The sequence below is a fragment of the Loktanella sp. PT4BL genome, assembly GCF_003201935.1.
Classification (GTDB): Bacteria; Pseudomonadota; Alphaproteobacteria; order Rhodobacterales; family Rhodobacteraceae; genus Yoonia.
The window spans coordinates 255,283-279,727 of record NZ_QJJL01000002.1; the positions used below are offsets into that span (position 1 = coordinate 255,283).

At 57.8% G+C, this 24,445-nt stretch carries 25 protein-coding genes and 1 tRNA gene; 15 read left to right on the forward strand and 11 right to left on the reverse strand.

Annotated features, from left to right (window positions below; translation table 11 throughout):
- Positions 1-67 precede the first annotated feature (67 nt).
- Entirely contained in the window at positions 68-664 is a 597-nt protein-coding gene (locus C7964_RS06165) for a nucleotidyltransferase family protein (RefSeq protein WP_181417117.1), read from the forward strand.
- On the opposite strand, the gene C7964_RS06170 is transcribed toward C7964_RS06165, so the two are convergent.
- The gene (locus C7964_RS06170) at positions 654-1,352 is read right to left on the reverse strand and encodes a Hint domain-containing protein (protein WP_110278805.1); all 699 of its coding nucleotides are present in this window, start codon (positions 1,350-1,352) and stop codon (positions 654-656) included. The two genes, C7964_RS06165 and C7964_RS06170, sit on opposite strands and share 11 nt — an antisense overlap.
- Positions 1,353-1,733: 381 nt before the next feature.
- Positions 1,734-1,819, reverse strand: a tRNA-Leu gene (locus C7964_RS06175).
- A gap of 338 nt (positions 1,820-2,157) precedes the next feature.
- On the opposite strand from C7964_RS06175, the gene C7964_RS06180 reads away from it, so the two are divergent.
- Together C7964_RS06180 and C7964_RS06185 are read left to right on the forward strand one after the other, a co-directional pair.
- Positions 2,158-2,736 carry a YqaA family protein gene (locus C7964_RS06180; protein WP_110278806.1) on the forward strand — a complete coding sequence of 193 codons (579 nt, stop codon included), beginning with the start codon at positions 2,158-2,160 and terminating at the stop codon, positions 2,734-2,736.
- A complete protein-coding gene (locus C7964_RS06185) occupies positions 2,733-3,224 on the forward strand; it encodes a disulfide bond formation protein B (protein WP_110278807.1) in 492 nt (163 codons plus the stop codon). The genes C7964_RS06180 and C7964_RS06185 overlap by 4 nt, the downstream gene beginning before the upstream one ends.
- On the opposite strand, the gene C7964_RS06190 is transcribed toward C7964_RS06185, so the two are convergent.
- Positions 3,181-3,600, reverse strand: a complete 420-nt coding sequence (locus C7964_RS06190) for an Lrp/AsnC family transcriptional regulator (protein WP_110278808.1) — start codon at positions 3,598-3,600, stop codon at positions 3,181-3,183. The genes C7964_RS06185 and C7964_RS06190 overlap by 44 nt on opposite strands.
- A gap of 86 nt (positions 3,601-3,686) precedes the next feature.
- On the opposite strand from C7964_RS06190, the gene rocF reads away from it, so the two are divergent.
- Together rocF and ocd are read left to right on the forward strand one after the other, a co-directional pair.
- Positions 3,687-4,616, forward strand: a complete 930-nt coding sequence (rocF, locus tag C7964_RS06195; RefSeq protein ID WP_110278809.1) for an arginase — start codon at positions 3,687-3,689, stop codon at positions 4,614-4,616.
- Entirely contained in the window at positions 4,613-5,659 is a 1,047-nt protein-coding gene (gene ocd, locus C7964_RS06200; RefSeq protein WP_110278810.1) for an ornithine cyclodeaminase, read from the forward strand. The genes rocF and ocd overlap by 4 nt, the downstream gene beginning before the upstream one ends.
- A gap of 207 nt (positions 5,660-5,866) precedes the next feature.
- Here ocd and C7964_RS06205 read toward each other — a convergent pair whose 3' ends face one another.
- On the reverse strand, positions 5,867-6,133 hold the full coding sequence (locus C7964_RS06205) for an usg protein (protein WP_110278811.1): 267 nt from the start codon (positions 6,131-6,133) through the stop codon (positions 5,867-5,869).
- A gap of 195 nt (positions 6,134-6,328) precedes the next feature.
- Here C7964_RS06205 and gyrA point away from each other — a divergent pair, with 195 nt between their 5' ends.
- The 3 genes from gyrA (at position 6,329) to gluQRS (ending at position 11,328) form a co-directional block, all read left to right on the forward strand.
- On the forward strand, positions 6,329-9,073 hold the full coding sequence (gene gyrA / locus C7964_RS06210) for a DNA gyrase subunit A (protein ID WP_110278812.1): 2,745 nt from the start codon (positions 6,329-6,331) through the stop codon (positions 9,071-9,073).
- A gap of 64 nt (positions 9,074-9,137) precedes the next feature.
- The gene (gene trmFO, locus C7964_RS06215; RefSeq protein WP_110278813.1) at positions 9,138-10,496 is read left to right on the forward strand and encodes a methylenetetrahydrofolate--tRNA-(uracil(54)-C(5))-methyltransferase (FADH(2)-oxidizing) TrmFO; all 1,359 of its coding nucleotides are present in this window, start codon (positions 9,138-9,140) and stop codon (positions 10,494-10,496) included.
- A gap of 1 nt (position 10,497) precedes the next feature.
- The gene (gluQRS, locus tag C7964_RS06220) at positions 10,498-11,328 is read left to right on the forward strand and encodes a tRNA glutamyl-Q(34) synthetase GluQRS (protein ID WP_110278814.1); all 831 of its coding nucleotides are present in this window, start codon (positions 10,498-10,500) and stop codon (positions 11,326-11,328) included.
- On the opposite strand, the gene hisI is transcribed toward gluQRS, so the two are convergent.
- On the reverse strand, positions 11,325-11,669 hold the full coding sequence (gene hisI / locus C7964_RS06225; protein ID WP_110278815.1) for a phosphoribosyl-AMP cyclohydrolase: 345 nt from the start codon (positions 11,667-11,669) through the stop codon (positions 11,325-11,327). The genes gluQRS and hisI overlap by 4 nt on opposite strands.
- 66 nt (positions 11,670-11,735) lie before the next feature.
- On the opposite strand from hisI, the gene C7964_RS06230 reads away from it, so the two are divergent.
- Positions 11,736-12,182: an iron-sulfur cluster assembly scaffold protein gene (locus tag C7964_RS06230; RefSeq protein ID WP_110278816.1), complete on the forward strand. Its 447-nt coding sequence runs from the start codon at positions 11,736-11,738 to the stop codon at positions 12,180-12,182.
- A 181-nt stretch (positions 12,183-12,363) separates the two neighbouring features.
- Here the strand turns inward: C7964_RS06230 and C7964_RS20200 are convergent, their stop codons facing one another.
- The 5 genes from C7964_RS20200 to sciP all read right to left on the reverse strand — a co-directional run bounded on the left by C7964_RS20200 (position 12,364) and on the right by sciP (position 18,023).
- Entirely contained in the window at positions 12,364-12,486 is a 123-nt protein-coding gene (locus C7964_RS20200) for a hypothetical protein (RefSeq protein WP_278247265.1), read from the reverse strand.
- Between the two features lie 103 nt (positions 12,487-12,589).
- Positions 12,590-14,680, reverse strand: coding sequence for an ATP-dependent DNA helicase RecG (gene recG, locus C7964_RS06235; protein ID WP_110278817.1), 2,091 nt, complete (start codon positions 14,678-14,680; stop codon positions 12,590-12,592).
- Positions 14,677-16,821 (reverse strand): NAD-dependent DNA ligase LigA, encoded by a 2,145-nt coding sequence (gene ligA / locus C7964_RS06240; protein ID WP_110278818.1) that lies wholly within the window; start codon positions 16,819-16,821, stop codon positions 14,677-14,679. The genes recG and ligA overlap by 4 nt, the downstream gene beginning before the upstream one ends.
- A gap of 118 nt (positions 16,822-16,939) precedes the next feature.
- Entirely contained in the window at positions 16,940-17,653 is a 714-nt protein-coding gene (ctrA, locus tag C7964_RS06245; protein ID WP_110278819.1) for a response regulator transcription factor CtrA, read from the reverse strand.
- 91 nt (positions 17,654-17,744) lie between these two features.
- Entirely contained in the window at positions 17,745-18,023 is a 279-nt protein-coding gene (gene sciP / locus C7964_RS06250) for a CtrA inhibitor SciP (RefSeq protein ID WP_110278820.1), read from the reverse strand.
- A 131-nt stretch (positions 18,024-18,154) separates the two neighbouring features.
- On the opposite strand from sciP, the gene mnmA reads away from it, so the two are divergent.
- The 3 genes from mnmA to C7964_RS06265 all read left to right on the forward strand — a co-directional run bounded on the left by mnmA (position 18,155) and on the right by C7964_RS06265 (position 21,079).
- The gene (gene mnmA, locus C7964_RS06255; RefSeq protein WP_110278821.1) at positions 18,155-19,294 is read left to right on the forward strand and encodes a tRNA 2-thiouridine(34) synthase MnmA; all 1,140 of its coding nucleotides are present in this window, start codon (positions 18,155-18,157) and stop codon (positions 19,292-19,294) included.
- Between the two features lie 136 nt (positions 19,295-19,430).
- The gene (locus C7964_RS06260) at positions 19,431-20,495 is read left to right on the forward strand and encodes a Hint domain-containing protein (RefSeq protein WP_286163806.1); all 1,065 of its coding nucleotides are present in this window, start codon (positions 19,431-19,433) and stop codon (positions 20,493-20,495) included.
- Between the two features lie 125 nt (positions 20,496-20,620).
- The gene (locus tag C7964_RS06265; RefSeq protein WP_110278823.1) at positions 20,621-21,079 is read left to right on the forward strand and encodes a YHS domain-containing (seleno)protein; all 459 of its coding nucleotides are present in this window, start codon (positions 20,621-20,623) and stop codon (positions 21,077-21,079) included.
- 42 nt (positions 21,080-21,121) lie between these two features.
- On the opposite strand, the gene C7964_RS06270 is transcribed toward C7964_RS06265, so the two are convergent.
- Positions 21,122-21,466, reverse strand: coding sequence for a rhodanese-like domain-containing protein (locus C7964_RS06270; protein WP_110278824.1), 345 nt, complete (start codon positions 21,464-21,466; stop codon positions 21,122-21,124).
- A 148-nt stretch (positions 21,467-21,614) separates the two neighbouring features.
- On the opposite strand from C7964_RS06270, the gene C7964_RS06275 reads away from it, so the two are divergent.
- Genes C7964_RS06275 through C7964_RS06285 form a run of 3 tightly spaced genes read left to right on the forward strand, consistent with a single transcriptional unit; the run spans position 21,615 to position 24,409 of the window.
- Entirely contained in the window at positions 21,615-22,478 is an 864-nt protein-coding gene (locus C7964_RS06275; protein WP_110278825.1) for an ATPase, read from the forward strand.
- A gap of 37 nt (positions 22,479-22,515) precedes the next feature.
- The gene (gene metA / locus C7964_RS06280) at positions 22,516-23,433 is read left to right on the forward strand and encodes a homoserine O-acetyltransferase MetA (RefSeq protein WP_110278826.1); all 918 of its coding nucleotides are present in this window, start codon (positions 22,516-22,518) and stop codon (positions 23,431-23,433) included.
- Complete coding sequence (locus C7964_RS06285) at positions 23,423-24,409, forward strand: alpha/beta fold hydrolase (protein ID WP_110278827.1); 987 nt, start codon at positions 23,423-23,425, stop codon at positions 24,407-24,409. The genes metA and C7964_RS06285 overlap by 11 nt, the downstream gene beginning before the upstream one ends.
- Positions 24,410-24,445 lie beyond the last annotated feature (36 nt).

The following is a 24,445-nucleotide window of genomic DNA, read 5'->3' on the forward strand; positions in this document are numbered from 1 at the left end:
CGTTTTCCGAACCGTCAGCGGTTTTTTCAGCGCGATACATACGACGCCGCAATGAGGAGTGCCCGAGATGGCCATCATCCCGATCCTGATCCTTGCAGCAGGCCGCTCCCGCCGGATGCGCGGGCGTGACAAGCTGTTGGAAGATGTCGATGGCCTGCCGCTTCTGCACCGCCAGATTGCAATGGCACAGGCCACAGGTCAGCCGGTGTTTGTGGCCGTCCCCCCTGATGCCATCGCCCGCCGGGCGATCATTGACGAAAGCAAGGCAACAGCTTTGATCGTTGCCGATGCTGACGAAGGCTTGTCCGCAAGTCTGCGCAGTGGCGTGACGCAATTGCCAGATGCACCGGCCTTTCTGGTCATGCTGGGCGATCTGGTGGCACTTGAGACCGCAGATCTTGTGGCAGTTCTGGATGCCCGCAACGCGGCCCCTGATGCCTTGATCTGGCGGGGCACGACCGCTGACGGGAAACCGGGCCACCCTATCCTGTTCGATACATCATTGCGGCCCGATTTTGCAGGTCTTGCGGGCGACAAAGGCGCGGATGCGCTCGTGAAAGAGCACAGTGGTGCCACGCATCTTGTCGCACTGCCCGATGCACGCGCGCGTTTCGATCTTGATACGCCAGAAGACTGGGACGCCTGGCGATTGACTAGGACGTGAACAAAAGTGCCGCTTCACGCTTGCCCAATGTCCGCCGTGCTGCGCGATAGGCGGCAAGCCCCTCTTCGGTTGCCAGCTCTGGGAACAGTGTAAAGAGTTCTTCGCGCTGATCCTCGTCAAAGCCCTTGAGTGTATGGTCGCCGGGCTGGAAGCTCTCGCTCCATGCCCCGTCAGCAAGTACGATCTCGTGATTTTCGCACATCATGTGGATATAGGTGACATAGGGCTGATCCGAGACTGATACCCCGTCAATTGCCAGCATATATTTGGCGGGCACAAGAATTTCGGACTGGCCAAAATAGAGTTCGGCCTTGTGCGACGTGATCAGGACACGGTGAGTCGGCGACACCATCATATCCCGTTCCGGCATCCCGTCGCCAAGCGCGCCGGCCGCGATGAGAATAGGCCGCAGTTGTGGCGCTTTTTTCAACTCCATGAAATCGAGCCGCTTTTGACCAACCCAGTTGATGGTTTGAATACCGTTGTCGCGGGTCAGAATACGGTCGCCTGCTTTCAGCGTTTCAACTGCCACCTCGCCCCGAGGGGTGGCAATCATTGTCCCGGGGGTAAAGCAAGGCACCACGCGCTCAATTTCGGGAGACGTATTGACGAAATCAACGCCTGCACCTGCATCCGTGTTATCGCTATCAATGTCGGTTGACAGCACGTTTTGCGTATCTCTCGTCATTTCAAACCAGCCTCAATATCCGCAGGCATCTGACCACTCTTCTCAACATCGCGGCGAAACCCCACGTCGGGCCCGCGCAAATTCAACTCTTGAACCAAGCCCAACAACAGGCCGCTACGAACACGTCGGCACGAGACCAACAATCCGGATTTTCTACCGCGCCGTTTATCTATACCGACGCGCGTCACAGTCTCAATTTGATGGGTATCCCGACGGCTAAAATACTATCTAAGCAAAAAGACATAGATGCACCGTTAAAGGAAAGACCCTCTGTGCTCAAACATGACAAATTTGGCTAAATTGTGCTCATCTTGTGTCTTTCCTGTAGAAAGTCACAACCGCTGGTAGATAGGTGCGGACTGGTCATACAAGCAGGACCAGTGGTGCCGATGGAGAGACTCGAACTCTCACGATATTGCTATCGGGGGATTTTGAATCCCCTGCGTCTACCATTCCGCCACATCGGCAACAGCGCATCTCCTAATATGCAAGCCAGGGCGCGTCAATCGCGATTTACGACAAACGGTTGGTAGTAAACGGATCGCAATCCACGCGGTTTCCGCCATCCTGTCCACGCTGGAACCACGGTTGCAGTGCCATGCGTCATGGTATGAGGTTCCACACTCTGACCTGCGTAGCGGAGTGTCATCGCGCACTTCGCGGGTCGTTTTCACATTGGTGGCGCATGCAGCCATTCGCACCTGCCCGCCACGATAATACAGAGGGACAATATACCAACGCGCATAACACAAGCTTGACGATAGGGGCACTTCATGGCCTAAGGCAGAAAACCACCGGGCAGACGATGTTACGCAGGCTTTACAACTGGACCATATCAAGCGCGCAATCGCCCTATGCCCTTTGGGTGTTGGCGTTTGTGTCCTTTATTGAATCCTCGTTTTTTCCTATCCCGCCCGATGTGCTGATGATCCCGATGATTATTGCACGGCCTTCGCGTGCCTTCCTGATTGCGGCCGTCGCCACCATTGCATCTGTCGCGGGTGGCCTATTCGGCTATTACATTGGCGCTGTCTTGATGGAGACGATCGGCCAGCCGATCCTTGAGCTTTATGGCAAGGGTGACAGCTTTGCCGAGATGTCGGCGGTGTTCAACGAATATGGCGCATGGGCCGTGGTGGTGGCAGGCGTCACCTTCCTGCCGTTCAAGGTGATCACGATCGCCTCTGGTGTCACCGGTCTGCCCTTGTCCGTCTTTATCGTGTCGTCCATTTTTGCACGTGCGCTGAGGTTCTTCCTTGTTGCTGCACTTTTGTGGAAGTTCGGCGCCCCCATTCGCGACTTTATCGAACGTCGGCTCGGGTTGGTATTCATCGTCTTTTGCGTGCTCCTGATCGGAGGATTCGCTATGATCGGGCTGTTATGACCAGAAACCTGATGATCTTGCTGTCTGCGGGTGGATCTGCCGCATTGCTGGCCGGCGCCTTCCTGTTTCAGGCGCTTGGATATCCGCCCTGCGCGATGTGTCTGTGGCAACGCTGGCCCCATGCGGCAGCAATCCTGATCGGTGTGCTGGCCTTGCGGTTTCCGGGCCGTGTTCTGCCTTTGCTTGGGGCACTGGCCGCCGCGACAACCGCAGCGATTGGCGTGTTTCACACCGGCGTAGAACGTGACTGGTGGGAAGGCCCCAGCAGCTGTACCGGCGGAAGTAGCCTCGAAGGTTTGACCGGCGCGGACCTTCTGAGCGTCGCAGGCCCGCGCGTTGTAATGTGTGATCAGGTCAGCTGGGAGCTGTTTTCGCTCTCTATGGCCAGTTGGAACGTGATTTTGTCGCTTGTGCTGATGATCGGCTGGATCATCGCGTTCAGGCTCAGCGCCGCGTCGACAACAAAAGGTTCGTCTCGGATCGCGTAACGCCGTCCAGACGCCGGATCGCAAAGAGCGCCTGATCGAATTTTTCCAGCGTGTCGGTCCCGATCTCGGCGATCAGATCCCATGTGCCATTTGTAGAATGGACGGCCTGCACCTCGGTCATCCGCTGCAGTTGCTTCATCACCTTTTCGGCCCCGCGTCCGGCGATTTCCAGCATCATCAGACCGCGCACAGGATCAGGCCGTACGTCTGACCGTGTGAGCACTGTAAACCCCGCGATCTCGCCCCCCTGGACCAACCGGTCCAGCCGCACGCGCACCGTGCTGCGGGTGACACCAAGCTGCGCGGCAAGCTCTGACAGCGACGCGCGCCCGTTGCGTTTCAGCGCCGCGATCAGATGAGCATCCAGTTCGTCCATTTCTGTTATCCATTTTGGTCAATCCATACCCATTTTGCACAATTTGCTGGCTTAACCCACCCCCTGTTTTGGGCAACACTCCGGCCATGACACAAAAACACTGCATATTGATTGGCGCCCCTGTGGACTGTGGCAAACGCCGCCAGGGCTGCCTGATGGGCCCCGACGCCTACCGCACTGCCGGCATTGCCGAGGCAATCACGAAACTTGGCCATACGGTTGAGGATGTGGGTAATCTGGCACCAGCCGATGTGACTGTCGCTGCCCCGAAGAACCCGCTGGTGCACAAGCTGGCGGAAAATGTCGGCTGGACCCAGACACTGATGGCCGCCGCACAAGAGGCAGCGCCGCGCGGGATGCCCATTTTCCTGGGTGGCGATCACGCTCTGGCCGCTGGCACCGTAGCGGGCATGGCCGCACATGCGAAGAAACAGGGCCGCCCTTTCTTTGCGCTTTGGCTTGATGCCCATAGCGATATTCACACGCCCGACACCTCTGACAGTGGCAATCTGCACGGCACACCCGTGGGTTACGTGACTGGGCGCGACGGGTTTGACGCCTTTCCACCCCTGCCCGCGAAGGTTGAGACGCAGAACATCTGCATGATCGGTCTGCGTTCGGTCGATGAGGCCGAACATGCGGTTCTTGCGGGCGGTGATGTTGAACTGGTCGATATGCGCCGGATCGACGAGGAAGGCATCAGCACCCCGCTGAAAGCGTTTTTGGAACGCGTCGCGGCTGTGGACGGCATGCTGCACGTATCGCTGGACGTCGATTTCCTTGATCCCTCTGTCGCCCCAGCCGTCGGCACCACTGTGCCCGGCGGTGCGACCGTGCGCGAAGGGCATCTGGTAATGGAGATCCTGTCGGACAGTGAACTCGTTACCTCGCTTGATCTGGTTGAGTTGAACCCCTTCCTTGATGACCGCGGCACCACCGCGAACCTGATGGTCGATCTGACCGCCTCACTCCTCGGCCGTCGCGTCTTTGACCGCCCAACACGAGACAAAAAATGAGCCTGAAAGCATCCCAACGGGCCATGGTGCCCTTCGTCAGCGTCGATAACATGATGCGCCTGGTGCATCACATCGGGATCGAGGCGTTTCTGGCCGATCTTGCCGCCGAGATCGAAGCGGATTTCGCCCGCTGGGAACTCTTTGACAAAACACCCCGTGTGGGCAGCCATTCGGACGTGGGCGTGATTGAGTTGATGCCGACGTCTGATGGTGAATTCTACGGCTTCAAATACGTCAACGGCCACCCCAAGAATATGAAAGAAGGCCTGCAAACGGTCACCGCTTTTGGCGTGCTATCCGATGTCTATAGCGGCTATCCGGTGCTGTTTTCCGAAATGACGATCCTGACGGCATTGCGCACCGGTGCGATGTCGGCCGTGGCGACAAAGCACCTTGCATCCAAAGACGCCAAGACGATGGCGATGATCGGCAATGGCGCGCAGTCGGAATTCCAGTGCCTCGCAATCAAGGCGGTTTGCGGGATCGACAATATCCGCCTCTATGACATCGACAGTGCCGCGACCGAGAAATGCGCCAAGAACCTAGCCGGTCTTGGCTTTCACATCTCCCCCTGCGCAACGCCGGAAGAGGCGATTGAAGGTGCAGAAGTGATCACTGTGGCCACTGCCGACAAAGACATGCAAACCATCCTGACCGACAATATGGTCGGTGCGGGCGTGCATATTAATGCTATTGGCGGCGACTGCCCCGGCAAGACCGAATTGCACCGCGATATCGTCGCACGGTCCTCGGTCTTCGTCGAATACCCGCCTCAAACGCGGATCGAAGGTGAAATCCAGCAGATGCCCGCCGATCACCCCGTGACCGAACTTTGGCAGGTGATCACTGGCGCGCAGGCCGGTCGCAAATCGGCGAGTGAAGTTACGCTTTTTGATGGCGTCGGCTTTGCCATAGAGGATTTCAGCGCACTGCGCTATGTGCACCGCAAGATCCAGGATACGCCTTTCTATATTGATCTGGACCTGATCGCAGATCCTGATGATCCGCGTGATCTTTTCGGGATGATCAAACGCGCGGGATAGGCGGAATTTTGTGAATTTTGATTATCTATCTTTTCGAAAGAATTTGCTGCGATTACTTTGGGCAAAGAACGAAGAAGGTATTCTTGAATGCATAAACGCGCCCTTGTTTTGACCGCACTGATTGGCCTCCTCACACTGGCGGCATGCAGTGCGCCTGCCCGTGATATTCCGCTTGTCCCACAACCGACGCCGGGACAATTCTAACGCTTAATGATAGGTAAATTCGCCTGTCACATGGCGCCACTCTCCGGGGCTGATCATCTTGCGGTGGACAAAACGGACTGAATGCAGCGGTCCGTCGAGTGTGTCGCGCCAAAAGCTGATAAAATTCAGAAGCTTGTCGTGGTCGGGTGCCAGATCATAGTCCTGCCAGACAAAGGTGTTCAGGACATGCGGGTAGTCCGGCATGTGATAGAACATCTCGGCTGTGGTCAGCCCGTAGCCTTTCAACATCAATTCGGTTTCGGACGGCATGTTTTTTCCTCTGCTCTGGTGAACCTCAGCCTGATGATTCCACGGGATAAATTTATGTCAACAAAAACAATATTTTAGCAGCACGTGCCGGTGGCTGCTAATGCCTGATAGCATCCATCATTGCACCCCACATCAAGTGTCTGATAGAGTAGGCGCAACCAGATGTAGCAGTCCAAAAACCAACAGGCGGATCACGTGAACGATACCCCAGAAACACCTGAAAACGATGAAGAAAACCCACCCATGCGCCCTGCGTATGAGGGGCCTTCTGTCACGATCGAGCATGAGCTGAAGACCAGCTATCTGGATTACGCCATGAGCGTCATCGTGTCGCGCGCGATTCCGGATTTGCGGGACGGTCTGAAACCGGTGCACCGCCGTATCCTCTATGCGATGCACGGCACGGGCAACACGCCGGACAAACCTTACCGGAAATCTTCGCGACCTGTGGCCGAGACAATGGGTAAATATCACCCCCACGGTGACAGTGCGATCTATGACGCGCTGGTGCGGATGGCGCAGGATTTCTCGATGTCGCTGGTGCTTTTGGACGGTCAGGGTAACTTTGGTTCCATGGATGGCGACCGCGCGGCGGCTTATCGCTATACCGAGGTGCGGATGGACCAGCCGGCTGTCTATCTGCTGGCGGATATCGACAAGGACACTGTCGATTTTCAGGACAACTACGACGGTAAAGATCGTGAACCGACGGTTCTGCCGGCGCGCTATCCCAATATGCTGGTCAATGGCGCGGGCGGCATCGCCGTGGGTATGGCCACGAATATTCCGCCCCATAACCTGGGCGAAGTCATCGACGCGACGCTCGCGCTGATCGACAACCCCGATATGTCGTCCGAGGAACTGATCGAGTATATCCCTGCCCCGGATTTCCCGACCGGCGGGATCATTCTGGGCCGGTCCGGTGCGCGCAAGGCCTATCTGGAGGGGCGCGGATCCGTGATTGTCCGCGCGAAAACCGTGGTCGAGGAAATTCGCAAAGACCGCTATGCCATTGTGATCAATGAGATTCCCTATCAGGTGAACAAAGCCTCAATGATTGACCGGATCGCCGAGGCGGCGCGCGACAAGAAGATCGAGGGCATCGCCCATGTGCAGGACGAATCCGACCGCAATGGTGTGCGTGTGGTGGTCGAACTCAAGCGTGATGCCACAGCCGAAGTGGTACTGAACCAGTTGTTCCGGTTTACGCCGATGCAAACCTACTTTGGCTGCAACATGCTGGCGCTGAATGGCGGCAAGCCTGAGCAGCTGACCCTGCGCGCCTTCCTGACCGCTTTTGTGGATTTCCGCGAAGATGTGGTGGCACGCCGCACTGCGTTTGAATTGCGCAAGGCGCGTGAACGCTCGCACCTGCTCTGCGGCCTGGCCGTGGCTGTCACCAATATTGATGAGGTTGTAGCGACCATCCGGTCCTCTGCCGACGCCGCAACCGCACGCGAAAAGCTGATGACACGCCGTTGGCCTGCCGAGGCGATCCTTGAATATATCAAGCTGATTGATGACCCGACCCACCCCGCAAACGAGGATGGCACCTATAACCTCTCCGAGGCGCAGGCGCGCGCGATCCTTGAGTTGCGCCTCCAGCGCCTGACACAGATCGGTGTCAAAGAAGTCACCGACGAGCTGCAGGAACTGGCTGGCAAGATCCGCGAATACCTTGAAATTCTGGGCTCACGCGAACGCATCATGCAGATCATCCGTGATGAGCTGACCGAGGTGCGCGATCTTTTCGCCGTGCCGCGCCGCACCGAAATCGTTGACTGGTCCGGCGACATGGAAGACGAGGACCTGATCGAGAAAGAGGACATGGTCGTGACCGTGACCTCGGGCGGCTATATCAAACGCACCGCCTTGGCCGATTTCCGTGCGCAACGGCGTGGTGGTAAGGGCTTGTCATCCATGGCCACCAAAGAAGAAGACGTGGTGACCACCCTTTTCGTGGCCAATACGCATACGCAGCTGTTGTTCTTCACGACCGATGGCATGGTCTACAAGCTGAAAACTTGGCGTTTGCCGCTGGGCAGCCGCACCGCCAAGGGCAAGGCAATCGTCAATATTCTGCCGATCCCGCAGGGTGTTTCCATCGCCGCAATCATGCCTGTGGACCGCCCCGAGGAAGAATGGGACGATCTGCAAGTGGTCTTTGCAACTTCGGCAGGTACCGTGCGCCGCAACAAGCTTTCGGATTTCACCAATGTCATGCGCAACGGCAAGATTGCGATGAAGTTCGAGGATGAACACGCCGACACCACGCTGATCAACGCACGCATTGCATCAAATGATGATGATGTGATGCTCGTCACCGACAGCGGTCGCGCGATCCGTTTCCCTGCGACCGACGTGCGCATTTTCAACTCGCGCAGTTCGGTGGGTGTACGCGGGATCCGTCTGCAAGGCGACGACAAGGTCGTGTCCATGTCGATCATCCGCCACTTCAAGGCCGAGGCCGAAGAGCGTGCCGCCTATCTGAAAATGCGCCGCGCGATGGCAGGTCTTGCCGATGATGCCGAGGTCGATGACGAGGAAGAGGCCGTGGCAGGGGCAATCAGCCCCGAACGCTATGCGGAAATGTCTGCGGCCGAAAACCTGATCCTGACGATCACGGCCAAAGGATCGGGCAAGCTGTCCTCGAGCCATGACTACCCTGTGCGCGGACGTGGCGGCATGGGTGTGGCCGCGATGGACAAAGCGATGCGCGGCGGTCCTTTGGTCACATCCTTCCCTGTGGAAATGTCCGATCAGATCATGCTCGTCACCTCGACCGGCCAGTCGATCCGTGTGCCGGTTGAGGGGATTTCCTTCCGCTCGCGCGGGGCTGGTGGCGTCAAAGTGTTCGACACCGGCAAGGGCGAAACGGTGGTCAGCGTGGCCTGGATTGCCGATCAGGGCGAAGAGGACGAAACGCCCGTCACAGAATAACGCAAAAGGCTCGCAGATTGTCGCGGGCCTTTTCTTTTGCGGGGCTGCGGATTAGATCACGCATATGGATAAAACACTCAATATCATCGGCGGCGGCATGGCCGGATCAGAGGCAGCCTGGCAGGCGGCGAACGCGGGCCTGAAGGTTGTCATTCACGAAATGCGCCCCAAGGTCGAAACCTTTGCGCATCGCACAGGCAACCTTGGCGAAATGGTGTGCTCCAATTCGTTCCGTTCGGATGACCATGAACAGAATGCCGTTGGATTGCTGCACTGGGAAATGATGCAGGCGGACGGGCTGATCATGCACACCGCCCATAAACACCGCCTGCCTGCGGGTGGTGCACTGGCCGTGGACCGTGATCCTTTCGCCGAAAGCGTGACCGCTGCGCTCAAGGCACATCCGAATATTTCTGTGTCTTATGAAGAGATTACCGAACTCCCTGAAAGTGGGAACTGGATCATCGCGACAGGTCCGCTGACTTCGGGCGCCTTGGCCGAGGCGATTCAGGCCGAAACCAGCGCCGAAGCGCTTGCCTTCTTCGATGCCATCGCCCCGATTGTCTATCATGAGAGCATCAACATGGATGTGGCATGGATGCAGTCTCGCTATGACAAGGGTGAGACCGAGGCGGAACGCACCGCATACCTGAATTGCCCGATGACCAAGGCCCAGTATGAGGCGTTTATTGATGCGCTTTTGGACGCCGAAAAAACCGAATTCAAGGAAGGCGAAACCGCTGGCTACTTTGACGGCTGTCTACCGATCGAGGTGATGGCTGAGCGCGGGCGCGAAACCCTGCGCTTTGGACCGATGAAGCCTGTGGGCCTGACCAACGCCCATGATCCGCAAAACAAGCCCTATGCTGTGGTGCAACTGCGCCGCGATAACGCATTGGGCACGCTCTATAACATCGTGGGCTTTCAGACCAAGATGAAGTACGGCGCACAGAAGGCTGTTTTCAAAATGATTCCCGGCCTTGAAGATGCAGAGTTTGCGCGTCTTGGCGGCATCCATCGTAACACATTCATCAACTCGCCCACCTTGCTGGACGAACAGATGCGCCTGCGGAGCCGTCCCAATATCCGCTTTGCAGGGCAAATCACGGGTGTTGAAGGCTATGTCGAAAGTGCTGCAATGGGCCTTTTGGCGGGGCGTATGGCGGTTGCAGAACTGACGGGGCGCAACCTTGCGCCTGTGCCGAACACCACCGCGATGGGCGCGCTTGTCACGCATATCACCGGCGGGGCCGAGGCAAAGACGTTTCAGCCGATGAACGTGAACTTCGGGCTCTTCCCGCCCCTTGACGGGGTGAAAAGCGGGCGTCGTGGCCGAAAAGAGCGTTACAAAGCCTATACCGACCGCGCCAAGATCGACTGGCAGGCATGGCTCGGCCAAACGATGCTGGACGCCGCCGAATAGCGTGATCACCCGCTTTGCCCCCTCACCCACAGGACCGCTGCATCTCGGGCATGCCTTCTCGGCGCTGACCGTGTGGCAGGTCGCGCGTGACATGGGCGGCACCGCCCTGTTGCGGATCGAGGATACCGACAGCACGCGGGTGCGCCCCGCACATGAGGCGGGTATCTACGAAGATCTGGCATGGCTCGGGCTGTCGTGGCCGACACCGGTGCGCCGCCAGTCAGAGCATTACGCGGAATATGACGCCGTTCTGGAAGACTTTGGCAAAGCGGGTCTGATCTATCCCTGCAACTGCACACGCCGCCAGATTGCGGATGCAGGTGCCGTGCCCGGGGCCGACGGGCTCGTCTACCCTGGCACTTGTCGCCACCGCACAATGGGTGATGCGCAGGCCGCCGATGGTCTACGGTTGGATATTTCCAAGGTTTTAGAACGGGTTGATGGCCCGCTCGCGTATCTTGAAATCGGGTCCGGCGCACCCGATTTGATAAAGATCACCAACGAGACCCTGCTCAACACCATTGGCGATCCGATCCTGCGGCGCAAGGATACGGGCGATCCGGCCTATCACCTTGCCTGTGTCGTCGATGATGCGCTGCAAGGGATTACGCATGTGGTGCGGGGCATGGACCTTTATGACCTGACGCCGCTGCATGTGCTGATGCAGGTGCTCTTGGGCTATCCGACGCCGGTCTATCATCACCACGCGCTGATCACGGACGCGGATGGCAAGCGGCTTGCGAAGATTGATCATTCAAAGGCGCTGGCCCGTTACCGTGCCGAAGGTGCGACGCCCGCAGATATTAAAACCATGATCGGCTGGCGCGATTAGTCGGTGACCTCATCCCCGTCACGTACAGCAGTGAAAAAGCAACTGCGCGCGCCTGTGTGACAGGCTGGCCCCGTCTGGTTAACCCGCACCAGGAGGCAATCACGGTCACAATCGACGCGGAAATCCACCAGTTCCTGCGTGTGTCCACTGGTCGCGCCCTTTATCCAGAATTCCTGACGTGAACGCGACCAATAGGTGACGCGCCCCGTTTCAAGCGTCTGCGCCACCGCATCGGCGTTCATCCACGCCATCATCAGCACCTCACCGGTTGCAGCGTCCTGCGCAATCGCGGGGATCAGGCCTGCGTCGTTATAAAGCAGGGTTGCGGGATCGAAGGGCATATCAAAAACCTTTGCAAGCAGGGCAGTCGGCACTATCTAATGAAGTGCAAGAAAAAGGGCAACGCGATGTCGGCGGAAAACGATCTGATCAAACTCTACTCGGGGCGTATTCTGGCGCTGGCTGCGGATATGCCGCGCACAGCACGGCTGGACCATCCGACAGCGACCGCGAAAAAGCGGGCCCCTTTGTGCGGCTCGACAGTGACCGTGGATCTGGAACTGACCGATGGCGTGATTACGGACTACGGGCAGGATGTGAAAGCCTGCGCTTTGGGTCAGGCCGCGGCAGCTGTTGTTGGCGCGCATATCGTGGGCCTGACCCTCGACCAAGTGCAAGCCGGCCGTGATGCGCTCTATGCGATGCTCAAATCAAATGGCCCCGTACCTGCTGCCCCCTTTGGCGATCTGGAGGTTCTCCAACCTGCCAAAGACTATAAAAACCGCCATGCGTCGATCATGTTGGCCTTTGATGCCACTCTGGACGCCTTGCACAGCCAACAGGCCAGCGCATAAAAAAAACCGCCGCACATCCGGGCAGATGGCGGCGGCAGGTTTGAAAACGATCACGACCCGATCCAGTATTCCATGGGGAGAGGCAAAACCCCCGCTTTGGATATCAGACAGGCAGGTCATCAAGCATTGCATTCTTGGGACAGGGCAATGTGACAGACCGGGCCGTGATCGCCTCGGCAGGTCAGATCAGCCCGGGCAAGGCCAATCCAACAATCAGCATGACCATGAGGGCGGCAACACCCAAAGCATCGGCGACAATCGTGTCGCGGGAGCGTGCGATAACGGATTTGATCTCTTCAGCCATTGGTTTGTTCTCCTCATGTTCTGTTGCCACTTTGTTCTCACATCATTAACCACCTGTAAAGAACTTTTATAGAACATTTGAGAACATTTTGTGATTTTTGAGGTTAACCCACTGATATTAAACGGATCGCTTTGTCCTGCTCCATCAGCCAAAGGAGCGTTCTGGCGGCCTTGCCACGGGGCGATTCCAGTTTCGGGTCGTCATTGAGCAGTTTGCGTGCGTCGGTTTGGGCTACCGCCATCTGCCCTGTCTGCCGTTCAAGATCCGCAATTCTGAACCGCGGAATGCCGGATTGTGCCGTGCCAATCACATCGCCCGCACCGCGCATCGCGAGGTCTTCTTCAGAAATCCGGAACCCGTCTTCTGTTTCGCGTAATATCTCAAGCCGGCGGCGGCCGCTTTCGCTCAGGGGCGCTTGATAGATCAACAAACAGGTCGATGCCGCAGCGCCCCGCCCGACCCTGCCCCGTAGTTGGTGCAGTTGCGCCAGACCAAAGCGGTCTGCATGTTCGATCATCATGATCGAGGCGTTGGGAACGTTGACACCCACCTCGATGACCGTGGTTGCGACAAGCACCTTGGTGTCGCCTGCCACAAACCGCGCCATAGCCGCGTCTTTTTCGGACGGTGGCATCTGGCCATGCACCAGCCCCACAACCCCTTCGCCCAAAGCCGCGCGCAATCGCTTGAACCGCTCTTCGGCTGCGGTCATATCAACGACTTCGCTTTCTTCGACCAAGGGACACACCCAATAGGCCTGCCGCCCTTGCGCCACCGCATGGCGGAGCTTTTCCACCACCTCGTCCATCCGCGCAGCCGAGACCAATGCCGTCTGCACAGGTGTCCGCCCGGGCGGTTTTTCATCAAGTACGGAGACATCCATATCACCGTATTGTGCCAGTGCCAGCGAGCGCGGAATGGGCGTGGCTGTCATCACCAGCACATCAACAGCCTGCCCCTTGGCGCCAAGTTGCATCCGCTGCGCGACCCCGAAACGGTGCTGTTCGTCAATGACGGCAAGACGCAAGTCCTTGAAGGAGATGTCTTTTTGAAACACCGCGTGGGTCCCGACAAGGATGTCGATCTCTCCCTTTGCAAGGGCGTCAAGCTTGGCTGCACGCGCGCCCCCCTTGTCGCGCCCTGTCAGGATGTCCAAGGTCACACCTGCGGATTCCGCCAAAGGCCGCAATCCGTCCAGATGCTGGCGAGCCAGAATCTCGGTAGGCGCCATCATCACGCCCTGCCCGCCTGCCTCGACCACAGCCAGCAATGCCATCAGTGCAACAAGCGTCTTGCCCGACCCGACGTCGCCCTGAAGCAGCCGGTTCATCCGCAAAGGCGTGGCCAGATCCGCGACGATTTCTGCGATGGCATGGCTCTGTGCGCCGGTTGGTTTGTACGGCAAAGCAGCAAGAACCTTTGCACTGAGCACGCCTGTTGCCTGCGACGCACGCCCTTTGGCCCGCCGTGTGGCCGCCCGCGCCAAAGCAAGCGTCAACTGGTGCGCGAAAAGCTCATCATAGGCCAGTCGTTCCCGCGCAACCGCATGGGGCGACAGATCGGACGTCGATTGCGGGTTATGTGCGGCCTGCATCGCCGCCGCCCAATCCGGCCAGTTCTCGCGTGCCTTCAAAGCCGGATCAATCCATTCCGCCAGCTCCGGCAGCAAGGCCAGCGCCGAGCGCGTGGCCTTCCACATCGCCTTTTGCGTGATACCGGCATGCAGCGGATAGACCGGTTCGAATGCCGGAATATCGGCCGCCTCGGCCACGGGCAGTACGTGATCAGGATGGACGATCTGCGCGATCCCGTCGAAAATCTCGACCTTGCCGGACACAACCCGCCTTTGGCCCGTCGGCAGAAGCCGCTGCAGATAGTCACCGCGCGCATGGAAAAAGACCAGTTGAAACGACGTTTCCGCATCTTCAACATGCACACGGTAAGGCCGCCCCCGCGTGCGCGGCGGATGGTGCTCGCCCACAGTCACTTCGACAGTGGCGACAGCGGGCGGCACAACCTCACGGATGCTGGCCCGTCTGTGCCGGTCCACGCCTGAGGCGGGCAATGTCATCAGGATATCAAGCGGCTTGGCGATGCCCACAGCCTCAAGGATTTGCGCCGATTTGGGGCCGATCCCGTCAAGCTTCGTCAGTTCTGCGAACAGCGGAAAAAGGATTTCGGGGCGCCCGCTCATGCGTCGCCGATCAGGGCAAGCCAGGCGTCTTCGTCCATTGTCTCAACCCCCAGATCAGCCGCTTTCTTGGCCTTTGACCCCGCACCGGGCCCCGCGACCAGGATGTCGGTTTTTGCGCTGACCGATCCCGAAACCTTGGCGCCAAGGCTTTCGGCGCGCGCTTTTGCCTCGGCCCGCGTCATGCGTTCGAGTGTGCCCGTAAAGACCACCGTCTTGCCCGCAACCGGGCTGTCTGTGGCCCGCGCCTCTGCATCCTGCACGGAAAGCTCTGCGATCAGGCGGTCAATTGATGCGCGCTCAGCCTCTTGTTGCATGGTCGTCACCAGCGATGTGGCCATCACAGTGCCCACGCCATCGATCCCGATCAGGTCTTCCCAGGCAGCGCCGGCGCCGATTTCCGCAGTGGTCATGGCCTGCTCGAACGCATCCCAAGACGTGTAGTGGTTGGCCAAAAGGGCCGCGCTGTTTTCGCCCACATGCCGGATGCCGAGCGAGAAAATCACGCGCGCGAGCGGAATTTCACGTTTCTCGTCAATGGCATCAAAGAGATTGCTGGCGCTCTTCTCACCCCAGCCCTCACGGTTTTTAAGCTGCTGCACGCCTGTACCATAGCGCGCACGCAGGGTGAAAATATCGGCAGGCGTGGTGATCCAACCGTCCGCGTAGAACTGCTCGACCTGCTTGGCACCTAGCCCCTCGATATCAAAGGCAGCACGCGAAACGAAATGCTTCAGCTTTTCAACGGCTTGCGCAGGGCAGATGATGCCGCCGGTGCAACGGCGCACGGCGTCGCCCTCTTCGCGGATCGCATCCGACCCACATTCGGGACAGGTTTTCGGCATCACATAGGGTACCGCATCTTCAGGGCGGCGCGCCAGATCCACGTCGCTGATCTTGGGGATCACATCACCGGCGCGATATACCTGAACCCAGTCACCCACACGGATATCACGGCCTTCACGGATCGGTGCACCGTTCCCGTCGCGCCCTGCGATGTAATCTTCATTATGCAGCGTGGCATTTGACACCACCACGCCGCCAACAGTGACCGGTTGCAACCGCGCGACGGGTGACAACGCGCCGGTGCGGCCCACCTGGATGTCGATGGCTTCCAGTCTTGTCCACGCGAGTTCGGCGGGGAATTTATGCGCAATCGCCCAACGTGGGGTCGTTGAGCGGAATCCCAGGCGTTTTTGCAGCGCGAGGTCATCGACCTTATAGACCACGCCGTCGATGTCATAGCCGAGCGTTGCGCGTTGCGCCTCGATCGTTTTGTAGTGTTGCAACAATTCGTCGGGGCTGTCGCAGGTGCGCGTCAAAGGGTTCGTGACGAAACCGAAAGACGCCAGTTGCGCGATTGCATCAGATTGCGTGTCACCCAAAGGCGCCGAGAGTTCACCCCATGCGTAGGCAAAGAAACGCAACGGACGAGATTTTGTGATTTCGGCGTCCAGTTGCCGCAATGATCCGGCGGCGGCGTTGCGCGGATTGGCGAATTTCTTGCCGCCACTCTCTGCCTGACGTGCGTTGAGTGCGGCAAAGTCATCGTGGCTCATGTAGACTTCACCGCGCACCTCGAGCACGGCGGGCGCATCAGATATTTCTGTCGGAATATCGGCGATCGTGCGGGCGTTGGCGGTGACGTTTTCACCGGTTTCGCCGTCACCACGGGTTGCGGCCTGCATCAACACGCCGTTTTCATAGCGCAACGAAAGTGACAGACCGTCGATCTTTGGCTCGGCCGTGTAGCGCAATGCAGTGTCCGCAGCCAAACCGAGGTATTTGCGAATGCGCGTATCGAATTCGTGCACATCTTCATCCGCAAAGGCATTGCCAAGGGACAACATCCGCACTGCGTGGCGGACTTTGCCAAACCCTTCGGCGACTTCGGCACCAACAACATCACTGGGGCTGTCGGCGCGTTTGAGTGACGGGAAATGTGCTTCAATCGCCGCGTTTCGTTGTTTTAACGCATCATAATCTGCATCACTGATCTCGGGCGCATCATCGCGGTGATAGGCCCTATTTGCCGCCGCGATCTGTTCGGCCAGCCAAGCCAATTCGGCGCGCGCCTGTGCTGTGGTGAGCTGCGCAACGGGTGTGTCGCCTGTTTCCGGATGTTGCGCTGTCTCTTGAACCATGCCGGCCCCCCACCCAATGACGCCCCGTGACGGGGGATGTGCGTCATAATTAGGCGGGCTGCACAGCGGCGTCCAGTGCTGGATGAGCGGGGACGGAGCGCAGAGAACAGACCGGACCCTACGCCCCGATTGCTATCGGTGCATGGGACGCAACAGGGTCCGGATCACGCAGGACGTAACCCCGCCCCCAGACCGTTTCGATATAATTGTCACCGTTGGTGGCTTCGCTCAGCTTTTTGCGCAGTTTGCAGATGAACACATCAATAATCTTCAGTTCGGGTTCATCCATCCCGCCGTATAGATGGTTCAGGAACATCTCTTTCGTCAGGGTTGTGCCCTTGCGCAGGCTCAGAAGTTCGAGCATCTGGTATTCCTTGCCCGTCAGATGCACGGTGCTACCTTCGACCTCAACCGTTTTGGCATCCAGGTTCACCGCAATCTGACCGGTTTTGATGATGGATTGCGCGTGTCCCTTGGACCGCCGGATAATTGCATGAATACGCGCCACGAGTTCTTCGCGGTGGAAGGGTTTTGTCAGATAGTCATCTGCACCAAAACCGAAGCCTTTTAGCTTGCTTTCTGTCCCATCGTCCCCTGAAAGGATCAATATAGGCGTATCAATGCGGCTCAACCGAAGCTGGCGCAAAACCTCATGCCCGTTCATATCGGGAAGATTAATGTCCAGAAGGATCAGGTCATAATCATAGAGCTTTGCCAGATCGATCCCTTCCTCCCCCATGTCTGTTGCGTACACATTCAGATTGGCGTGGGTCAGCATCAGTTCGATGCTTTTGGACGTTGTGGGGTCGTCTTCAACCAGCAAGACTCGCATGGCAGTTCTCCGCTATGAGTTCGGTAGTCTTCAATTAAACCAATAAAGGTTAATTAGCCGTTACCCCCACCGTACCTTTACCAAAAACAACCTATAGTTGTCCATAGCGCTGTAACGCCGTGGCCTTCAACGCCGCCTCGCCGTGCTGGTCCACGGCTGTCTCCCACTCAGAAAACTCGTCTTCTGAAAGCGCGTAGGTTTCCAATGCTTCTTTGCGTGTGATCAGCCCCGCACCCACAGCCCGCACCACCGCGGCCTTGCGTGACGCAACCCAGCGCCTTGTTTTATGACTGGGCAGGTCCGCCCGCGTCATCACTGTTCCATCAGGCAAGGTCACCGATCTTGGTCCTTCGATTTTACGAATGTACATATTTGCACCCCTTTGTGTCACTCCGGGGGTAAATATCAGGTGAAGGGTTTAATGAGTGGTATAGGGAGGCCTTGAGACTGCATCGCATTTTCCTATATTTATCCATGTAAAAGAGGGCTCCGCAACACCACATGTCACTTGATTCGCCGCTTAATTCGCTCGGCTTTGCCAAGCCGCCCGCACAGACGCGCGTCGTCGTTGCCATGTCCGGCGGCGTGGACAGTTCTGTCGTGGCCGCCAAACTGGCCGAAGAGGGCTATGATGTGGTGGGTGTGACCCTTCAACTTTATGACCATGGCGCGGCTTTGGCCAAAAAGGGTGCCTGCTGCGCGGGCCGTGATATCCATGACGCGCGCCGTGTGGCCGAAGAAATGGGTTTCCCGCATTACGTGCTGGATTACGAGAACACCTTCCGCGAAGCCGTGATGGATGAGTTCGCCGACAGCTATCTGGGCGGTGCCACCCCTGTGCCCTGCATCCGCTGTAATGAACGTGTGAAATTCAAGGACCTGCTGGAAACCGCCAAGGACCTTGACGCCGATTGCATGGCGACCGGCCATTATATCCAGCGCAAAATAGGCGCCGAGGGGGCCGAGCTTCATGCCGCCGCCGATCCCACCAAGGACCAGAGCTATTTTCTGTTCTCGACGACGCAGGAACAGCTGGACTACTTGCGCTTCCCGCTGGGCCATCATGCGTCCAAGGAAGAAACACGCGCGCTGGCGGGCAAATACGGGCTGAGTGTCGCGGATAAACCCGACAGTCAGGATATCTGCTTTGTGCCGAATGGCGACTATGCTGCGGTGATCGAGAAGCTGCGCCCCGGTGCCGCGGCCCCCGGTGAAATTGTGGATACTGAAGGCAATGTACTGGGCACCCATAAGGGCGTGATCCACTACACCATCGGCCAGCGGCGTGGTCTGGGTATCGGCGGGTTGGCCGATCCGCTTTATGTGGTCAAACTGGATGTCGACAAAAAGCAGGTTGTCGTCGGGCCCAAGGACCTGCTGGCCACCCGCCGCGTGCCGATCCGTGAGATCAACTGGATCGGTGGCGGGAACCTGATGGATATGGGCGAACGGCAGATTGCGGTGCGCGTGCGCTCCACCCGTCCACCGACGGACGCTGTATTGCGCCCGATCTCCGAGACGGAAGCCGAGGTGGAACTGCTGGTCGCCGAACAAGGCGTCTCGCCCGGGCAGGCCTGCGTGTTTTATGACCCCGACAGCACACGCGTGCTGGGTGGCGGCTGGATCTGGCGCGGCGCGTAGCTGCATTCTTGACTAACAAAAAAACGGTAGAAAAATCCAATCTCCCGCAATAAGGGTAATGCTGTCGCCGTCATGAAATCCGGCGCCTTTAAGCAGCGAAGGACTTGATATGCCAATCACTTTCACGGTTTTCAGCTTGGGCAACCTTGCTGATATCGACACAATTGAAGGTAACACGACTGCCGAAAATGCAGACGCTCTTGTTGGACTAACATTCGGTGGTGTGGGTGACGCACTTTTGAATTCAGCAGTCACTTTTGCGCCCGGCAGCACCGGTTTCGGTGGCGGAACGCCAAACGCATATGATCAAGACAATAATCCGGCCGAGACATTCACCATTGATGGTGGGCCTGAGCAGACATTTGACTCTTCAGTCGTCTATAACGCGACGATCACGTATATAGATGGAACAACGGAAACGATTACAGCGGTTCTCTTCCAAGATACCGCCGGAAACACCTATCTCGCTCCCGAGTTCTCACCAAACATTGACCAAACGGCGTTGGAAGCGGCGGCGATACGCTCGCTGACCCTGGATTCGCTGTTTCAGGACACCTATTCCGGTATGGGAGCAGACCGGCAGGCATGGAATTTCGTAACTTGCTATGTCGCAGGCACCATGATCATGACGGAAACTGGAGAGTGCCCTATCGATAGGCTTGTTGTTGGCGATCTGGTAGAAACCCGTGATCGCGGTCTGCAGCCCATCCGCTGGATTGGCATGAGCCAAGTGATCGGGACAGGCAAGCTGGCTCCAGTGCGGTTTGTCGCGGGGGCACTTGGTCCAAACACCCCGGCACGCGACCTACTGGTGTCACGACAGCACCGTATGCTGGTGTCGTCGCGCGTTTGTGAGCGGATGTTTGGCAGTGCCGAAATTCTGGTACCAGCCATTCGGCTGACAGATCTTGCCGGGGTCTATGTGGAAGAAACGGCAGAGCCCGTTAATTATTATCATATGATGACCGATCATCATGACATAATCTATGCCGAGGGTACGCCAAGCGAAACGCTGTTGACTGGCCCTCATGCCATTGAGGCGCTGCCTGATGAAGCACTTGACGAGTTGTTGGCGATCTTTCCGAACATCTTGCAAGAAATACCAGAACCGGCCCGCCAGATTGAGCGTGGCAAACGCATTGATCAGTTGATTAGACGACATCAGCGTAACGCAGTGCCATTCGTTAGCAGCGTTGGCTAACGCTCAGACTGCAGAGCAGCGGCATGCAACGAAAGGTCACATGTCTGTGTGCCCTCTGGCTTTTTGTGCGCTGACTTGCCCCAATTAGGGACCAGATAAGCGACACCCGCACAAGGAGCCCTGACATGACCATCACACGACGCCACCTTCTGACCGCAGCCATCGCTGCACCCGCTTTCGCCGCCTTTGCACCCCGCGTCATGGCGGCCACGCCCGAGGTTTATGCCGAGAACGGCATTGCCGTGGATGGCTCTGATGTTGTCGGGTACTTCACCCAAGGCGCCCCCGTTGCGGGCAATCCCGAGATCACGTTTGATTATATGGGTGCGACATGGCTCTTCGCATCAGCCGAGAACCGCGATGCATTTGCCGCTGATCCTGCCCGTTATGCGCCGCAATACGGCGGTTATTGCGCCTATGCGGTCAGCCAGGGCTACACCGCACCCACCGTGCCCGAGGCATGGTCGATCGTGGACGACAAGCTTTACCTGAATTTCTCAACCAGCGTGCGCCGCCGTTGGGAACGCGATATTCCCGGCCATATCGCGGCGGCGGATGCCAACTGGCCCGGCGTTCTGGCGTAACGGCTTTGGGCGGACCAAATGGTCCGCCCGAACCTGATAGGTCTAAAGCTTGCGGTAAGCGCCCAAGCCGCCTGCGATGAACTTGGCGTTGCGATAGCCCATGTTTTTCAGCGTTGCCGCCGAGAGCGCACCACGGTTGTAGGCGTTGCAATAGCACAGGATGGTGGTGTCGAGGTCACTGATTTCGCCTTCGACATTCATCTCGAGCTTCCCGCGGCTGATATTGATCGAACCCGGGATATGATAGGCGTCATGCTCTTCCTTGTCCCGGATATCGAGCGCCACCGCACCCGCCGCAATCAGCGCATCCACATCTTCGGGTTTGACTTCTTCGACCTGCGCGCGAGCCGCATCAGCCATTGCCTGAAATTTCTCTGTATATGCCATGGGGTTGATCCTGTGTTTGAAAACCGTCGGGGGCCTGACTACCGCGCTTATCGGCCCGGATCAGTGATGAAGTCACCAACCGTGGATAAAAAGATGCCAATGAAAAAATCACTGGCGGATTTTTGTCTACACCGTTACCCAAAGCGCCATGATTTACACATCCGCATCCCAGTGGCGTAACGCCCCCCAAAAACGTGTTCTGCTGTTTGCCATGTCCGGTCTGGGCAAGACCTATCTGTCGAACATGCTGCGCAGCACAGGTGACTGGTTTCACTACTCGATCGATTACCGGATCGGGACCCGCTATATGGGTGAGCTGATTGCGGATAACGCCAAGCGCGAAGCCATGAAGGTGCCCTTCCTGCGCGATCTCCTGCGCTCGGACAGCATCTATATCGGCTCGAATATCTCGTTCAACGATCTGCGCCCGATGTCGTCCTATCTGGGCAAACCGGGTGATCCTGCCCTGGGTGGGCTGCCGTGGGATGAATACACCCGCCGTCAGGACCAGTTCCAGCAGGCCGAAATCGCGGCACTGCATGACACGGGGCATTTCATCGAACGCTCCAGCAGGCTTTACCAGTATCCGCATTTTGTCTGTGACACGGGCGGATCCATCTGTGAATGGGTCGATGTGAATGACCCTGATGATCCGATCATGACCGATCTGGCCGCCAAGACCCTGATGGTCTGGATCAAAGGCACTGACGAGCATACCGCCGAACTGATCCGGCGCTTTGATCGCGAACCCAAGCCGATGTCCTATGATCCGGCCTTCCTGTTGGAGACATGGAATGCCTATCTGGATGAGTTCAACGTGGCCCCTGACAAGGTGAATCCCGATGATTTCATCCGTTGGGCCTTTGCCAAGGCGCTGGCGCACCGCCAGCCGCGCTATCAGGCGATGGCGGACAAATGGGGCATCACCGTCCCGCAACATGCCGTTGAGAAGGTCAAGGATACGGAGGGCTTTGTCAGCATGATCGCTGACGCCCTTGAGATGCGCGGCTAAGCCGCCTATCTCTGCCGTCTTATCTTGGATGTGAACAATGCCTATTAAACTGCCCAGTGCCCTGCCCGCCTATAACGTTCTGTCGAACGAAGGCGTTATGGTGCTTGATGAAGACACTGCCTCCCGTCAGGACATCCGCCCGCTGCGGATTGCATTGCTGAACCTGATGCCCAAAAAGATCCAGACCGAGAACCAGTTCGCGCGCCTGATCGGGGCAACACCTTTGCAGATTGAATTGTCGCTTGTGCGGATGTCCGAGCACCAGACCAAGAATACCGCCGCCGAGCATATGGAAGAATTCTATCGCCCGTTTTCAGAGGTGAAGGACGAGAAATTCGACGGGCTGATCATCACAGGCGCCCCGATCGAGCATTTGCCGTTCCATGATGTGACCTATTGGGATGAACTGACGGAGGTCTTCGACTGGACCCAGAGCAATGTGCATTCCACCTTTGGCGTTTGCTGGGGCGGGATGGCGATGATCAATTATTTCCACGGTGTGCAGAAACATCTCTTGGATCACAAAGCCTTTGGCTGTTTTCGTCACCATGTCACCGATCCTGCCTCACCCTATTTGCGCGGGTTCTCGGATGATTGCGTGATCCCTGTCAGCCGCTGGACAGAGATGCGTCAGGATGAAATTGATGCCGCGGGCGGCCTGAAGACGCTGATTACCAGCGATGACGCGGGTCCTGCCCTTGTCGAGGACCCGGCACATCGCGCGCTCTATATTTTCAATCATTTTGAATATGATAGCGGCACGCTTAAGCAGGAATATGACCGCGATATCAGCAATGGCACGCCGATCAATGTGCCTATGAATTACTATCCGGGTGATGACCCTACGAAACAACCTCAAAATAGGTGGAGAAGTCACGCGCATCTCCTATATGGAAACTGGATAAACGAAATTTACCAGACCACCCATTTTGAGTTGGATAAAATTGGCAGTTAAAACCCTTTCCGTCATTCTCGGTGTAACAGCGCTCGCAACCGCCGTGATCTCGCAATACCGCGCCGCGCAGGCAACCACGCAATACCCGCCGCTGGGTCAGTTCGTCGATGTCACCGGCGGACAGGTGCATTACGTCCAGGACGGCAGCGGACCGCACTTGGTGCTGTTGCATGGTGCGGGTGGTAACCTGCGCGAATGGACGTTTGATCTGATGAACCGGCTGACCGACCGTTATACGGTCACAGCCTTTGATCGCCCGGGGTTGGGGTATACCGACAGGGTGCCCGGCATTGCCACCGGCCTGACCGCGACCGAGGGCGACAGCCCGCAGGCGCAAGCGGCCATGCTGCGTGAAGCCGCCGAAAAACTCGGGATCACAGATCCGATTGTGGCAGGGCACAGCTTTGGCGGGATCGTGTCCTATGCCTGGGCCGTTGCTGGTTTGGATCAAGATAGCCCAGCGAATGCGTCGGCAATTGTGTCCTTTGCCGGCGTGACCATGCCGTGGCCAGGCGGGTTGGACAGATACTATACCGTCAATGGCAGCGCCTTTGGCGGTGTCATCACAATCCCGGCAATCTCGGCCTTTGTGCCGCCTTCGGTGGTGGATAGCAGCATTGAAGCGACCTTTGCCCCACAAAGCGCGCCTGCAGGCTATGCCGACTACATCGGCGCTGGGCTGACGCTGCGGCCATCCAGCATGCGCGCCAATACGCGGCAGGTGAACACATCGCGCCCGCATGTGGTGCAACTCTCCCAGCGGTATCCGGAGCTCACGCTGCCGATTGAGATTCTGCACGGCGAGGAAGACACAACCGTGCCGATCCACATTCACGCCGAAGAGATCGCGAAAATCGTGCCACAAGTGAACACAACCCGCCTGCCCGGCGTTGGCCATATGCCCCATCACGCAGACCCGCTTGCCGCGATCAGCGCGATTGACCGCGCAGCACTGCGCGCGGGTATCCAGCCCTAGCCGGCCCTATGCGCAGAAAGCCGAATTGCGCTTCTG